We start from the raw sequence: 14192 nt of genomic DNA on the forward strand, positions 1-14192 counted from the left end.
TTTAATCAAATTAAAGCTTGATAGGTGCTATTATTCTGATCTTTATTTCACATTGATAAAGGAAGTTTTGGTATGTTCAGCAAACAGCAAACAGCAAACAGCAAACGCTACGCGCCTGCTCTCTAAGACTTTATTAGCCAGCACATTAAGCTTTTTTACTCTAGCCCCTCTAAGTGCAGAGGATAATGGCGCATTTGTAGAGGGCGGGTTTGAGTATTCCAATTTTTCAAGTGTAAGTACAAATGTAATAAACTACTCCTCCAATTCTTCTACCCATATCCCCACTTACTATAACAACAATATCATCACCTACAATGGTAATCTTTATGGGATAAACATCCAAGTTGGATACAAACAATTCTTTGGTCAGAAAAAACATTTTGGGTTACGCTACTATGGCATAGCTAGTCTACAAATAGGAAGGGATAGCCCTATTTATGCAAACTTCACCAGTTCTGTTAGGGGTATAAACTCTGCTAATGTCTTTGGCGGAGTGGGTATCGACGCCCTCTTTAACTTCTATGAAAGAAATAAGCGCACATTTGGGGGTTTTGCCGGTGTGGCGATTGGGGCGAGTTCATGGTGGAATCATACCTCTTACCACAGTGGCAAGGCAGAACAAATTAACCAAGATGGAGGCAAAGCTACTTTCTCACCCACTTTCGTGCAATTCATTGTCAATGTTGGTCTTAGAACTAACTTTACCAAACATCAAGGCTTTGAATTTGGTGTGCGTGTCCCTACTATTGACGATCCCTATTTTACAATTCACGATGATAAGGCGACAGGTTTAAGTTTAAGCGGTTCAAGTTTAACCTATAGACGCAATGTGTCTCTCTATTGGAACTATATCTACAACTTCTAAACCGCAGGTTTGGTTTCTACAAGTTGGGAAGGTTGGCGGTGCGCAAACTTGTAAAAGGGTTGGCTAGCTATATGCAGGGGGATATGTTGCTCTCCTTGCACCCAAAACGCGCCCCCATCGGGCATGCCATAAACGATCGCTTGAGGATTGAGGGCTAAAAATTCGGCGATTCTCTCTTGGCGACTCTCGCCCTCATGGTGAACCGAGCTAGTAGGAAAATGCGGGTTAATTTGGTAGGACACTAAATTTAAAGCCTGCAAACTAGGGGGGTAAGTGATGGGCATGTCATTGGTGGTGTGGATACTAGGAGTCGCCACATTGGATCCAGCCGACCAGCCCAAATAAGGCACACCCGCTTTAACGCGCTCCCTAATCACCTCTAATAAATCATGTTGATACAAACCTTCTAAGAGTTTAAAACTATTCCCTCCATTCATGATAAAACCCGCGCAGGTGTGGATAATCTCTAATCCTTGATGCACGCCCACTACTTCCACGCCAAAATCTTTTAAGAGTGCGTACATGTTGGTTTCGCATTCCTCTTGACTTCTAAGCACGCTCCCATAGGCGATTAAAGCGAGGCGTTTTCCCTTAAGCTCGTGGCGTGTGATAAAATCTTGAATCCAAGGCAGAGCGTAGGTTAAAAACTTGCCCTGATAGAGCGCGCCAGAGAGCAGGAGTAAATTCATGCCTGATTTTCTAGTTGCACAATGCGATTCCAAGTGGCGATCACTGAGTCAGGATTGAGCGAGAGGGAGCTAATGCCATGCTTGACTAGAAACTCTGCTACTTCGATGTAATCGCTGGGGGCTTGTCCGCAAATCCCACAATACTTGCCATGCTTTTGACACGCCTCAATGGCGCGCTTAAACATCTCCAACATCACCGGGTTGCGCTCATCAAAAACATGGCTGACTAATTGCCCGTCTCGATCCACGCCTAGAGTGAGTTGGGTTAAATCATTCGAACCAATCGAAAAGCCATCAAATAAGCTCAAGAAGTCATCGGCTAAGATCACATTGACGGGCAACTCGCACATGATATAAATCTCTAGCCCGTTTTTGCCCGATTCTAGTCCATTTTTGCGCAGAATTTCTAAGACCTTTTTAGCCTCCTCGATGGTGCGCAAGAAGGGGATCATAATTTTCATATTGCTCAGTCCCATTTTTTCACGCACCATACATAGAGCCTCACACTCCCACGCAAAGGCTTCCTTATAAAGGTCTGAATAATAACGACTAGCCCCCCTAAAACCTAACATGGGGTTTTCCTCATGAGGTTCGTATGCGCTTCCTCCTAGCATGCGCATGTATTCGTTAGACTTAAAATCGCTGGTGCGCACAATCACCGGCTTAGGATAAAAGGCAGCACTGATCATCCCCATCCCCTCAGCGATCTTTTTGACAAAGAAATCTTTAGGACTCTCATAGCCTGCGATTAAGTTTTCCAACTGATCGCGCTCGGGCACGCTTTTATTGTGGTGCAAATCCACGAGGGCTAGGGGGTGGGCTTTGATCTGATTGAGCATGATAAGTTCCATGCGCGCTAGCCCTACGCCGTGATTGGGTAATTGGGAGAATTTAAACGCCTTTTCTGGGTTGCCAATGTTGAGATAAATTTTAGTTTTGGGCTCTTGCATGGCATCCAAAGCGATACGCTCCACTTCAAAAGCATGTGCGCCTGCATAGATATAGCCCGTTTCCCCCTGTGCGCACGAGATGGTAACCTCCATGCCCGTATAAAGCGACTCGGTTGCCCCAATCGCCCCTACGATGGTGGGCACGCCAATTTCTCTAGCCACAATGGCAGCATGGCAGGTGCGCCCACCCCGATTGGTAACCACCGCGCTCGCCTTTTTCATAATGGGCTCCCAATCCGGATCGGTATTATCTGTAACTAAAATCTCCCCCTCCTTAAAGATATTCATGTGATCTAGGCTATTGATCACGCGCACTTTTCCAATGCCAATCTTGCCCCCAATCGCCTTACCCGTGAGCAATACTTCTTTAGGGGGCGCGCCTTTGAAGTGATACTTTTCATACACCTTTTGGCTCTGCTTTTGACTCTGCACTGTTTCTGGGCGCGCTTGCACGATGAAAATCTCTCCGCTATCCCCATCCTTTGCCCATTCGATGTCCATGGGGCGGTATTGCCCCGCTTCTTTGGTGTAATGGGCTTCAATGATGGCTGCATCGCGCGCTAAACTCAAAATATCGCTATCACTCAAAGAAAAACTTTGTTGTTCTTTGGGAGTGGTGGAAATGGTTTTAGTGGGGTGTTCACTCCCTCGAGAGGCATAGACAATTTTATTACTCTTATCGCCTAGCTGGCGTTTAATAATGGGTTCTTTGCCTTGTGCTAGAGTGGGTTTAAAGACATAAAACTCGTCCGGATTGACCAATCCCCCCACCACGCTCTCCCCCAAGCCCCAAGAAGAAGTGATAAAGATCGCGTCTTTAAAGCCTGTTTCGGTATCAATAGAAAACATCACCCCCGCGCTGGCTTTATCCGCACGCACCATCTTTTGCACCCCCACACTTAGCGCGACCTTGAGATGATCAAAGCCCCTAGAAGCGCGGTAACTAATAGCGCGATCGGTAAAAAGCGAGGCTAGACACGCCTTGATATAGTGGATGAGTTCGGTTTTGCCCTTGACATTCAAATAGGTATCTTGTTGGCCCGCAAAAGAGGCATCGGGCAGGTCTTCTGCCGTAGCCGAGCTACGCACCGCTACATCGGCTTCACGCATATTGTATTCATCGCTAAGCATTTGATAGGCTTGCAGGATTTCATCGCGCAGGTCAGCAGGTAGGGGTGTGCCAAAGATGAGATCGCGAATCTGCTTAGAGCGCATTTTGAGCACATCCAATTCGGTCGCATCCACGCCCTCTAATAAAGTTACAATCTGGGCTTTAATGCCCCCCTTTTCCAAAAGATACCAATAGGCATCGCTGGTAATGGCAAAACCATTAGGCACTTTGATCCCACTGGGCACGAGTTCTTGAAACATCTCTCCAATACTCGCATTTTTCCCCCCGACTAGATTGATGTCTTTGTTGTTGATCTCTTTATAAAATTTGATATAGCGCATAAGACCCCTTTATGATGTGGTGTGAAAAATTATAACATGGGCTCTTCTAGCCTGACCTCCACCACGCCCCTAATGGCATTGGTGGCATAAATCTTATCCGCCCGTTTTAAGTCCTCTAAACTCAATTCCTTAGGAGTGCAACGCCCCGCCTCAATCAAGCGTGTGATCCCCACTCCCTTTAAAAGCCCTCCATGAAAAGCGGGGGTATAGAGTTGCCCTTCTATTTCTAAAAGCAAATTGCTACGCGCCCCTTCGCTCAAGAGTCCCTCAGGGGTATAGTGCAACACATCAAAACAAAGCCCTTTAGCAATGAGCGCGCGCGCCTCTTCATACCAAGGGGTGTAGGTGGTCTTGTGGGCTAAAAAGTCGTTATGCGGATCTAGGGGTTTTTGAGCTAAAAGGAGTTTAGTGCTTTTGGGGGGTTCTAGGGGGCTGTATTCTAGGCTATGACTCCCATCCTTATGCCATAAAAGACGCAAAATGCCATCTTGGGTAGGTTGGTAAGTTTCTAGCCAATTTTCATAGACGAAATTAAAATGATGCGCGCTTGCTTTTAGACGCTGAGCGTGCAGTTCTTTATGGCAAATTTCTAAGTGGCGCACTAACATGGTTTCAATGAGGCTAAATTCCACTTTAGGCAGAATAAAGAAACTCTTTAAATAACACTCTTGGTATTCGGATTCAAGCTGGCTAGCCTGAGTTACCCCACTGCCCACACACAGGGTGTAGGTTTGGCTCTGTGGTGGCGCGCTCATGGTGCGGATGGGCACATTAAAAAGAGCCTGCTTAGAATCTATCACCCCAATCGCTCCGCAATACACGCCCCGCTGGTGTTGTTCTAAATCTTGTATGAGTTGCATGCTTTTTGCTTTGGGTTCGCCAGTAACTGAGCTGGAAGGAAAAATCGCCTGCAAAATGGGGAAAAGCTGGGGGTTTTTAAGCGCGCCCACCAAAGTAGAGGTCATTTGAAAAAGGGTCGGATGGGCTTCCACTTCGCACAGCTGTGTAACCTCCACCTTGTGGGCGATTTGGGCGAGTTCTTGAGCAAAGAGATCGACCACCATTGTATTTTCGTTGCGGTTTTTAGGATCGTTTTGCAAAAAGGCGCGGTTGTGTGCGTCTTGATCTGGGGTTGCCCCGCGCGCGATCGTGCCCTTCATGGGTTTGACTCGTATGCTCTGCGTAGTATAATCCAAATCAAAAAACAATTCGGGCGAAAAGCTTAAAATAGTTTCAAAGGGACTGGGCAAAAAAGCGCAATAGGGGGTGTGTTGGTTGCGCAGCACTTGTTCAAAGATAGCGCGCGCAGGGGCGTGGGTTGTAAGATGCAGGGGCAAAGTTAAATTTACCTGCGCGCATTCTCCCTTGCTAAATACCTCTTGAACGGTATTAAATTGATGGGCGTAGGTGTTAAAGTCTATGGGGGTGCTGATTTGGGGGTGAAAAACCATGTTTTCTGGGGGCTTAGGGGTGTAGGGTTCTTTGCTAGCAAACTGGGTAAAGTAAGCAATGGGAGTGGTGCTATGGGTTGTGCTTAGAGCGTTGTAGTGGATATAACCCACAAAGTAGCCTGTGTGGCGTTGTGCATCCATACGCTCACATAAATCCTGTAATTGGGCGTGGTGGAAGGCTTGAAAACTCTGCAGGGGCTGGGTGTAGTGAAACTCCCCAAAGATGGCTTCTTGCATGTCAATCCTTATAGATAGCGTGGAATTTTTGTAGTAAAAAGGCAGGGTGGTAGCCCATTTTAGCTTGGCGTAAGCCCTCAATGCCTAAATCTTCTTCTCTATTGACTAGGGGGCAGTCTTTAAAGGCGTGGGCTAAGAGTTGTTGGTTAATCGTCTGGTAAGCCCCACGCACGCGCGGATCGGCTTTTTCAATGTGGATCACTGCCATATCTGCATTAATTCTCTCCCCAAAACTCATCGCCACAATGCGCCCCTCTATGCAAATAACCCCCCCTTGTAATTGCAAGGTCTCAAAGACCTTTAGTGCGCCTAAAATGCCCTGATGTTCCTCATCTAAAGCTCGATCTTCCTGCCCCAAAGCGCGCCACTGCTTGAGGGCATCCACAATCTGATCGCGGTTGTGCGCGCTGATGGGCTCGTAGGTGAAATGGGGGTATTGCTTTAAGAAGGCGTTGAGGTGGTTTTTCTTTTTATGGTATTTTTTGCCCTGCAGGGCAATGAGATCGGCGGTGTGATAAACATAATCAAAGCGATCTCGCTGAGGTTCAAAGTGAAAGGCATCAGGAAAATACGCCTCTAATTCTTGCTTGTGTTTTTCCTCTAGGGCGCGTAGTTCTAGTTTAGGTTCTAACTCTAAGAGGGCTTGAATGACCGCCCTTTTATCCCCTGCCCCAATGGGGTAAAAATAAAAGGGGGTTTGCTTAGGGTATTGGGTGCGGATCACCACGCAGCCATGCACAAGGGCTAGGCGAATGTCCCGAGCGTTTTGCCACAAATACAAATTGCTAAAATTCACATCCGACACGCTGAAGTGATCCGCCTGCAAATGCGTGTCTAATAGCCCTTTTAACTCCAAACTTAAGGGTTTAAATTCCACTTGTTCTCCGTGTGGTGGAATAAGCTCCCAAACATAGGGGCTCTAAATGGGTGGGCAATTCTAGGTCTATATTAGCTTCTAGCAAACACCCTAGCGGTGTAGCTAAAAAGTAGGGATTGTCATACCCACTCAAAAGGGCTTGTATTTGTCTTGTATGTGTGGGATCAAACCACCACGCCCGCCGTGTGGGGTTGTCCTGTGCCAAAAAGCCAAAACGCCCCACGAGCAAACACCATATGCCGGCAATTTTAAAGCTATGGGCGATCTCTAGGCGTTGTTGTGTAATGAGTTCTGCTAAGGCTTTGAGCCCTTGCGCGTAGGCATCACTCCCCCGCACCTCTAAAAGCCCATAATCCACGCCCTTAAGCAAAATCGCCTCAAAAAGTGCTAGAGGGTTGTAGAGTTTCAACTTAAACTTCTGCCCCAAAAGCCTTCTAGCTGTGTTGGCGTTGGTGCTAACCCCTACTTTTTCAGGGCTGGTTAGTCCCCTTGAAACCCCTAAAATCTCTGTATAAATGCTCTCTAATTGTCCCCCCACTTTCTTAAAAATCTGGGCTTCTCGCACAGGGTTATACACGCCTAAAGCTTCTCTTTGCTTTTCCTTAGCAATCTCTTGGCTTAAGACTAAACGGGCGTTTAAAAGTTTGCTTAATGCCTCATCAATTTGATCAATCTGTGCTCTTTTGGCATGGATACCCACACTCTCTAAGTGCCCGATCTCATGGGTGATGTTGTCAAAAAAGCTTTCTCTATCCCGTAAAATGCGCACGCGATCCTGCTCTACACCTAGCTCTAAAATCTTAGGACGGCTATTATAGTGGCTTGCCATACTCGCTCCATAAGCCCCCACCTGCTTAAAAAGGAGCAAATCCCCCCTAGTTACTCCCTTTAAAGGCACTTCTTTTAAAAAACAATCCGCGCTCTCACACACCGGACCCACAATGTCATAGATCGCCTCTGTGCCCTCTTGGGTATTGAGCACCTCCACACTATGGCGCGCTCCATACAAGGCAGGGCGCATAAGATCGTTCATTCCAGCATCCACAATAATAAAATTCTTACGCGCCCCGGGTTTGACATACTGCACACGGCTCACCAACACCCCACTATCTGCCACAATTCTGCGCCCCGGCTCACAGATTAAAGTGAGGTCTAGTTTTTGTGCGATGCTTTTAAGGGGTTTAGTGTAGTCTGCGATGCTAATTGCGCCCTTGCCCTCATCCACGCCCAAACCTCCGCCCATGTCTAAAAACTTGAGTTCTACCCCGCTAGCCATTAAAAAGCGTGCCAAAGCGTGCATTTTTTCGCCCGCTTCCTTGATGGGTTCTAGTTCAATGAGTTGGGAGCCAATATGACAATGCAGACCCACGGGCTCTAAAAAGGGAGATTGCTTGGCAAACATGAACATTTGCACGGCTTCTTTTTCTTCTACGCCAAATTTATTTTCCCATAGACCTGTAGAAATATAGGGGTGAGTTTGGGCATTGATATTAGGATTGACCCGCACACTGATACGCGCGGGAGTGTTCAAATCTGTGGCGATACGCTCAATGAGCTGAAGTTCCTCAAAAGACTCCACATTTAAAAATAAGATTTTGCTCTCTAAGGCTTCTTGAATCTCGCTCTCCAGCTTGCCCACCCCACTAAAGATAATTTTGTAAGAGGGAATGCCTGCTAGCAGGGCGCGGCGCACTTCATAAATAGAGACACAATCGCCCCCTGCTCCCAAGCGCGCCAAATGGGCTAACAAGCTCAAATTAGAATTAGCCTTGAGGGCGTAGCAAATCAGGGATTTAGCCCCGCTAAAGGCGTTTTTAAACTCTAAAAACGCTTCCTTGATTTGGTCAAAGTCGTAGAGATAAAAGGGGGTAGGGTGCGCGCTAGCAATGCGCACAATGCTGTCTTTATTCAAGAGATTTTTTTGGCTTCCAATGCCCTTAGCGCGTGTGCTTCTCCAATGTCAAAGGCTTTTTTATTGAGTTCTGCGACTTTTGCCGGCACTTTGGAGATCATCGTTTCGATCACTTGGGCGCGATCCACGCACTCCATCAGTGTTACTGTGATCGCTAGGGCAACCACGGATTGGGTGATGATATTGCCCACTTCATCTTTGGCGATAGTAATAATGGGGATTTTGTAAAGCTGAAACTTGGCTTCGTCCTCTGGAGTGGGGTGCGCTAAGTTAGGATCGACCACCACCACGCCCCCGGGCTTGACATCCTCCTTAAAGAGATTGTAACTGCTCTGTGCCACCGAGAGCATAAAATCGATCTCGCCCTGTTTAGCATAAGGGTAAATGATCTCCTCAGAGCTCAAAATAATATCCACTTTGGTAGGTCCGCCTCTCACTTGGCTAGTGTAGGTAGAGGTCTTGGTGCCAAACCCCCCGCTAGCAATCTTAGCCTCAGCTAAGATTTCCCCCGCCAACAAAACCCCCTGTCCGCCTACACCGGTAAAACGCAATTCCAAACTCATGGCTAGCTCCTCTCTTTCTTAGAAGCTTTTTCAATCACGCCCTCATACGCCTCGCAATATTCCATCTTAGAAGTATCGTGTTTGAGCACACCGGTAGGATACTTGCCCTCCCTCTCCTCAGGACTCAAGGCTTCATATTGGCGTTTGCTCACTAAGCGGGATTGAATCCACGCCAGAGTTTGGGCCGCTTCGCCCATTTTGTTTTTGCGCCCCAAATTGATATGGCAATTGCTATGTACATCCACAAAGCTAAAGCCCTTATGACTAAAGCCCTCCGCTAAAGTGCGCTCCAATCTCTTAGGATCGAGCACGCTCTCGCGCGCCACAAAACTCGCCCCAGCAGCCATGGTGATCTCACAGGGGTCAAAGTGGTTGTCAATATTGCCACTTTGGGCGGTAACCGTCCACATGCCATTAGGTGTAGTGGGGGAGGTTTGCGAATTAGTCAGCCCATAGATGAAGTTATTCACCAAGACTAAATTTAAATCGATGTTGCGCCTACAAGCGTGGATGGTGTGATTGCCCCCAATGGCAAAACTATCCCCATCCCCAGACACTACGATCACATGTTTTTTGGAGTTGGCTAACTTAATCCCCGTGGCGTAAGCTAGCGCGCGCCCGTGTGTGGTGTGCACGGTGTTGCAATTCACATACGAACTCATGCGCCCACTGCACCCGATCCCACTCACCAAGCACACATCATCCATATTCCAGCCCAAGCTATCAATGGCGCGGATGATGCATTTTAAAATCACTCCATCGCCACAGCCCCAACACCAGAGCGTGGGGGTTTTATCTACGCGTAAATACTCGTCATAATCAAATGCCATTAGAGCTCCTTTATTTTTAGCGCGATCTGCCTAGGGGTGAAAGGTCTCCCATCAGCTTGCAGTAACGCCTCTACTTTGCGCCCCATTACATGTTCGATTTCGTGCACATACTGCCCCTTATTGAGCTCCACCACAAGGATTTTTTCAAAGCGTGCGCCTAAAGCTTTCAAGCGTTCTTGGGGGCTGGGCCAAAGTGTAAGGGGGCGGAAAAAGCCGATTTTCTTGGGATAGTTTTGCGCTTTTAGATCTTTTAACGCCTCTTTGATGGCTAACGCACTCGAGCCATAGCCGATCACGAGCACATCTGCATCTTCTAAATCCATCTCTTCATTCTTGCACACAATGTCGCTTTTAGAGTCGATTTTGTTAAAGAGGCGATCGATGAGCGCGCCTCCAATTTGGGCATCCTCTGTGGGGAAACCAATGGGACCATGGTGCAAGCCCGTGATGTGGTAACGATAGCCCTTGAAAAAGGGATTGAGGATTGCCGACTCATCTTGGGGCACGCCGTAAGGTTGGTAATCCTTAGGATCGCCCTCAAAGACACGCCGATTCACCACGCTTTGTTGCACTTCTTGCAAGTCGGGCAATTGCACCCGACCATACATGTGCCCGATGGTTTCATCTAAGAGTAAGAAGACGGGAGTCATCAACATTTCAGCGAGGTTAAAGGCACGCAAGGTTTCGCTATAGATTTCCTCCAAATTGCCCGGAGCCAAAGTTACGGATTTAAAATCCCCATGCGAGGGGTGTTTTAAAAAGCTAATATCGCCCTGTGCAACCCTTGTGGGCATCCCTGTGGAGGGACCCGAGCGCATCACATCCACGATCACAAGAGGGGTTTCTGTCATGAACGCATAGCCGATTTGTTCCACTTTGAGAGAAATTCCCGGTCCTGAACTAGCCGTCATCGCCTTAACTCCGCTCATGCTCGCTCCCAAAGACACACACACGCCCCCGATTTCATCCTCCATTTGGATAAAATGCCCCCCATGCGCGGGTAAGAGCTTGCTCATCGCATGCATGATGTCTGAGCTAGGTGTGATGGGATAACCTCCAAAGAAGCGACAACCCGCATCAATAGCGGCTTTAGCCACTAAATCATTGCCATCAGAAATCACCTCTCTCATCGACCCCTCCCCTCTGCAACACTCTCTTCTAAGAGCATGTAATGATTGGCCCGCACTCTCACACCTCGCTTTTCAGCATCTTTGGACACCTTAGCAAATTTGAATTCTTTTTTCTCAGCGACATAGATTGCAAAATCCGGACAACCTAGTTCGCATTTACAACATCCAATACAGCTCTCTGGATAAGCCACCTTAGCCACTTTGCCTAAAATGTGATCCAAGCGCACACCCATACCCAGTACCCCTGCCGGACATACAGATACGCATAAATCACAACCCTTACAACGCGCCTCATTCACCCAAACGGGCACACCCTGAGGAGCTACCATCTTGGACATCAAAACTCCTTATTTTGTGAAAAAATCCCGCAATTTTAGCATTTAAATATTAAAATGCAACTAATATTTACTTGGTCGTTTCTACAACCTCTACTTGAATTTCTCCATTTTTGGCAGAAGGAAAAAAGATATCTAAATTAGGCGAAATAAACACACGGCTACCCTCTCTAATGATAATCACAGGGTTTAATTGGCTTTTATCTCTAAGAATTTGCGCTACGATTTGATTTAATCCCATGCCCGTTTGACGCGTCATCTGCATTAAAAGATAATCTCCAAAAAAATTATTTTTACCCGTTTTATTGGCGATTGCAGAGGTCAAGGCGATCAAAAGCCCATTGGAGAGAGTAGAAACTAGCAAGGGTAAGCCATAACGCTGGAGATTGTGAGTCATCATCTCACCCACAAGGCCACTATAACCTTTAATATCTGCACCTTTAGCGTTAGTGAGCATGATATTGACCCCTTTGGGCGTGATGATTCGAGTCCACACGATGTCCAGGCGGTATTCTCCCACTTTATCGGTATTATTGTAGTAACCAATCACTTTAGAGCCCTTAGGAATGAGGATAGTTTTGCCCATGCTAGCAAACACATCGCTTTCCACCTGCGCAATGGCCTTGCCCGCTAATTTAGAACTGATGGGCGTGATAAGAAAAGCTGGAATCATCTTATCGGCCGTGATAGTTCTAAAAAGTCTATTTTGATGGGTGGCGGTGTCTTTAGCTTTGAGGTTGTCAAACTCCTCTGTAGTGTTTTCTTGTATCTTTTCTGCATGGCTGGATTTAAAAGCTTGGATGCGCGTTGCTAATAAATCGTTTCTTTGAGTGTCCTCTTGGGGAGTGGGCGGTGGTGGAGAGTTTTCAGAAACTGACATTTGATGATCTAGCTCTTCTTGGAGTTGCTGGATGCGTGCGGTGGCTTCTTGGAGTTGGCTTTTAAGCTCTGCATAATCAGAGGAGACTTGCGGGGGAGGAGCGGGAGGTTCTTGAGGGGGGATAAAATGGTAATCTGCTAGAGGGTATTTGGCTTCTATGATTGTGGGTGATTGAGAAGTTTTAGGGCGGTGCACCCACAATGAAATGGTGATGATGGCTATAGCAATCGCAATAATAGAGAGGATTTTTTTAAGCCACGCGCCTTTCATTGTATGGATTAGCGGATGCGGCGGATACAAGCATGGAGTTTACCCTCTCGAAGAGTCCATTTATCCGCAATATCTTCAGCGATGAGGTAATCGCCCACAACGCGTGTATTAATGGGGTTGTCATAGCCATCCACGACTTTATAGGCTACGGGAAATTTAATCTGAGAGAGCAGATGGTTGAATTTAAAATAAGTAAAATGCGCGTCATTGAAGATTTCCAAAGGTTTGATTGGTTGTTTTCTAGCCACTTTGCACAGCCACAGACAAAACCATGCCCGTTTTTTAGCTCCAAGCACTTTATAGTTACGCTGGATTTGAGATCGATCCACGCGCATGCTATTAATTCCCTGCCCGATGATCAAATAGTCTTTATTGTCTGTAGTCTGTTGGGGTGGTGGTGTTGGCTCTGAACCCAAAAGTGCTAGAGAACCCGGGGTGTTAGAGCGGTGCTCAAAAAAATGTCGGTTAGAAACATAAACATTGAGCGCAGGGTTTTTGTTGCTCGTGTAAGTCGTAGAAAAGATATAAAAAGCGTAAATTTTACCACTCTTGCCAATGACACTTAAATTAGAATCAATCCCAATCTGCAAAGGCTTGAGGAGTAAAACATTACTATTTTGGTGCGTTTCTCTGAGTATTTTGCTACTAAAACCTACTAAGTCGCCTAAAATTACCTCTGCAATGGGTTCGTTGAAAATAAACATAGTAACCATTGCATAACGCAGACGGATTTTATAGGTCTCACCCAAATGGGCATCAATAAAAAGAGTGTTGTCTAGATCTGTGCGCCGTTTGTGAAAAAAGCTCCCTTGAATGGCATGGAGGTCTTGCATGGAATGGAGTGGCTCCTCTTCTTCTTGCACCTCTTCCTCATCGGATTCTTCTGTGTGAGTAGGTGGGGGCGGAGTGATGGTAGGCAGATTAGGATTCGCCTTTGCTATGACAAACCCCATAAGTAAGGTTAGGAAAAAGCCGTGTATTTTGAATTGATGGCGTAAATGAAACCCATAGGTTAGTCTTGACATGCGTGTTGCAAAGAGGTGTCGGGTATTTTTGAGCGCACGGCACTGTAGCGCTCTTGTAAGCTCCAAAGAACACACATGCGATCGGGATAATAGCTTTTATTCCATGTTTTTGCGTCCATAAAATCGAGATAATACATTTCTACTTGAGTTTGAAAACTCCCAAAATCAACAATCTTGGCCAAGATGACTTTATAGGTTTTTTGCGTGGCCAGTTGCTCAAAATGATCGTAAAGAGCATTAAAATCGCTATTCTCAAGTTTTAAAAAAGCCCCTACATCCAAAAGAGCTTCTTTGGCCTCTTCTTCTAAAAATCCCGGCGCATAGGCCAGCACAAAGAAAAATTCCACAAGTTTAAGGCGTTTCTTATACTCACCATGTGCAACCTCCATAAAATCCATGCAAAGATCCTCTAGGGGCGGTTTGTCCGGATTTTTATAGAGTTCTTTTAGATCTTCTTGTTGTTTTAAAAAGAGGGGGATAAGAGCCTGCTTGAGAGGGCTATCTGGCAAGCGCGCAGCTACTTGAGCGATCAAAAGAGTGGTGATACCCACTTCGCTTTGGCGCAATTTTTCCTCAGGGGTAGGTAGGGCGCAAAAACTAGGCACTTCTGCAACAGGTGGTGTAGTTTGGGGGGAATGCAGGGGATTTTTAAGATAGTTTTGCAGGGTGTAATAAAGATAAATCAACACCGCTGCTACAGCTATCACTAAGATCACTTCCATGTAA

At 46.6% G+C, this 14192-nt stretch carries 13 protein-coding genes; 1 reads left to right on the plus strand and 12 read right to left on the minus strand.

Annotation, left to right across the window (positions count from 1 at the left end; all coding sequences use genetic code 11):
• Nucleotides 1–67 precede the first annotated feature (67 nt).
• On the plus strand, nucleotides 68–865 hold the full coding sequence (locus tag HFELIS_RS04580) for an outer membrane protein (RefSeq protein WP_049776945.1): 798 nt from the start codon (nucleotides 68–70) through the stop codon (nucleotides 863–865).
• On the opposite strand, the gene pepE is transcribed toward HFELIS_RS04580, so the two are convergent.
• The 12 genes from pepE to HFELIS_RS04640 all read right to left on the minus strand — a co-directional run bounded on the left by pepE (nucleotide 862) and on the right by HFELIS_RS04640 (nucleotide 14188).
• Nucleotides 862–1554 carry a dipeptidase PepE gene (pepE, locus tag HFELIS_RS04585; protein ID WP_013469367.1) on the minus strand — a complete coding sequence of 231 codons (693 nt, stop codon included), beginning with the start codon at nucleotides 1552–1554 and terminating at the stop codon, nucleotides 862–864. The two genes, HFELIS_RS04580 and pepE, sit on opposite strands and share 4 nt — an antisense overlap.
• A complete protein-coding gene (ppsA, locus tag HFELIS_RS04590; RefSeq protein WP_013469368.1) occupies nucleotides 1551–3956 on the minus strand; it encodes a pyruvate, water dikinase in 2406 nt (801 codons plus the stop codon). Before ppsA ends, pepE begins: the two co-directional genes overlap by 4 nt.
• Nucleotides 3957–3985: 29 nt before the next feature.
• Nucleotides 3986–5644: a chorismate-binding protein gene (locus HFELIS_RS04595; RefSeq protein WP_013469369.1), complete on the minus strand. Its 1659-nt coding sequence runs from the start codon at nucleotides 5642–5644 to the stop codon at nucleotides 3986–3988.
• Nucleotide 5645: 1 nt separating this feature from the next.
• The gene (locus HFELIS_RS04600; protein ID WP_013469370.1) at nucleotides 5646–6521 is read right to left on the minus strand and encodes a DUF2156 domain-containing protein; all 876 of its coding nucleotides are present in this window, start codon (nucleotides 6519–6521) and stop codon (nucleotides 5646–5648) included.
• On the minus strand, nucleotides 6511–8433 hold the full coding sequence (gene lysA / locus HFELIS_RS08740) for a diaminopimelate decarboxylase (RefSeq protein ID WP_013469371.1): 1923 nt from the start codon (nucleotides 8431–8433) through the stop codon (nucleotides 6511–6513). The genes HFELIS_RS04600 and lysA overlap by 11 nt, the downstream gene beginning before the upstream one ends.
• Nucleotides 8430–8996 carry a 2-oxoacid:acceptor oxidoreductase family protein gene (locus HFELIS_RS04610; RefSeq protein ID WP_013469372.1) on the minus strand — a complete coding sequence of 189 codons (567 nt, stop codon included), beginning with the start codon at nucleotides 8994–8996 and terminating at the stop codon, nucleotides 8430–8432. The genes lysA and HFELIS_RS04610 overlap by 4 nt, the downstream gene beginning before the upstream one ends.
• A gap of 2 nt (nucleotides 8997–8998) precedes the next feature.
• Nucleotides 8999–9826, minus strand: coding sequence for a 2-oxoglutarate ferredoxin oxidoreductase subunit beta (locus tag HFELIS_RS04615; RefSeq protein WP_013469373.1), 828 nt, complete (start codon nucleotides 9824–9826; stop codon nucleotides 8999–9001).
• The gene (locus tag HFELIS_RS04620; protein WP_013469374.1) at nucleotides 9826–10956 is read right to left on the minus strand and encodes a 2-oxoglutarate synthase subunit alpha; all 1131 of its coding nucleotides are present in this window, start codon (nucleotides 10954–10956) and stop codon (nucleotides 9826–9828) included. Before HFELIS_RS04620 ends, HFELIS_RS04615 begins: the two co-directional genes overlap by 1 nt.
• Nucleotides 10953–11294, minus strand: coding sequence for a 4Fe-4S binding protein (locus HFELIS_RS04625; protein WP_013469375.1), 342 nt, complete (start codon nucleotides 11292–11294; stop codon nucleotides 10953–10955). Before HFELIS_RS04625 ends, HFELIS_RS04620 begins: the two co-directional genes overlap by 4 nt.
• Nucleotides 11295–11361: 67 nt before the next feature.
• Nucleotides 11362–12441 carry a DNA type IV secretion system protein ComB10 gene (locus tag HFELIS_RS04630; RefSeq protein WP_013469376.1) on the minus strand — a complete coding sequence of 360 codons (1080 nt, stop codon included), beginning with the start codon at nucleotides 12439–12441 and terminating at the stop codon, nucleotides 11362–11364.
• Nucleotides 12442–12449: 8 nt separating this feature from the next.
• Nucleotides 12450–13466, minus strand: coding sequence for a TrbG/VirB9 family P-type conjugative transfer protein (locus tag HFELIS_RS04635; protein ID WP_013469377.1), 1017 nt, complete (start codon nucleotides 13464–13466; stop codon nucleotides 12450–12452).
• Nucleotides 13454–14188, minus strand: coding sequence for a tellurite resistance TerB family protein (locus HFELIS_RS04640; protein WP_013469378.1), 735 nt, complete (start codon nucleotides 14186–14188; stop codon nucleotides 13454–13456). Before HFELIS_RS04640 ends, HFELIS_RS04635 begins: the two co-directional genes overlap by 13 nt.
• Nucleotides 14189–14192: the final 4 nt, after the last annotated feature.

The sequence above is a fragment of the Helicobacter felis ATCC 49179 genome, assembly GCF_000200595.1.
Lineage (GTDB): Bacteria > Campylobacterota > Campylobacteria > Campylobacterales > Helicobacteraceae > Helicobacter > Helicobacter felis.

What these genes read in the sequence shown, in the direction of transcription:
- HFELIS_RS04625 (WP_013469375.1), bottom strand. Translation starts at nt 11,294, where the DNA reads ATGTCCAAGATGGTAGCTCCTCAGGGTGTGCCCGTTTGGGTGAATGAG.
- HFELIS_RS04610 (WP_013469372.1), bottom strand. Translation starts at nt 8,996, where the DNA reads ATGAGTTTGGAATTGCGTTTTACCGGTGTAGGCGGACAGGGGGTTTTG.
- pepE (WP_013469367.1), bottom strand. Translation starts at nt 1,554, where the DNA reads ATGAATTTACTCCTGCTCTCTGGCGCGCTCTATCAGGGCAAGTTTTTA.
- HFELIS_RS04630 (WP_013469376.1), bottom strand. Translation starts at nt 12,441, where the DNA reads ATGAAAGGCGCGTGGCTTAAAAAAATCCTCTCTATTATTGCGATTGCT.
- HFELIS_RS04640 (WP_013469378.1), bottom strand. Translation starts at nt 14,188, where the DNA reads ATGGAAGTGATCTTAGTGATAGCTGTAGCAGCGGTGTTGATTTATCTT.
- ppsA (WP_013469368.1), bottom strand. Translation starts at nt 3,956, where the DNA reads ATGCGCTATATCAAATTTTATAAAGAGATCAACAACAAAGACATCAAT.
- HFELIS_RS04595 (WP_013469369.1), bottom strand. Translation starts at nt 5,644, where the DNA reads ATGCAAGAAGCCATCTTTGGGGAGTTTCACTACACCCAGCCCCTGCAG.
- HFELIS_RS04615 (WP_013469373.1), bottom strand. Translation starts at nt 9,826, where the DNA reads ATGGCATTTGATTATGACGAGTATTTACGCGTAGATAAAACCCCCACG.
- HFELIS_RS04620 (WP_013469374.1), bottom strand. Translation starts at nt 10,956, where the DNA reads ATGAGAGAGGTGATTTCTGATGGCAATGATTTAGTGGCTAAAGCCGCT.
- HFELIS_RS04635 (WP_013469377.1), bottom strand. Translation starts at nt 13,466, where the DNA reads ATGTCAAGACTAACCTATGGGTTTCATTTACGCCATCAATTCAAAATA.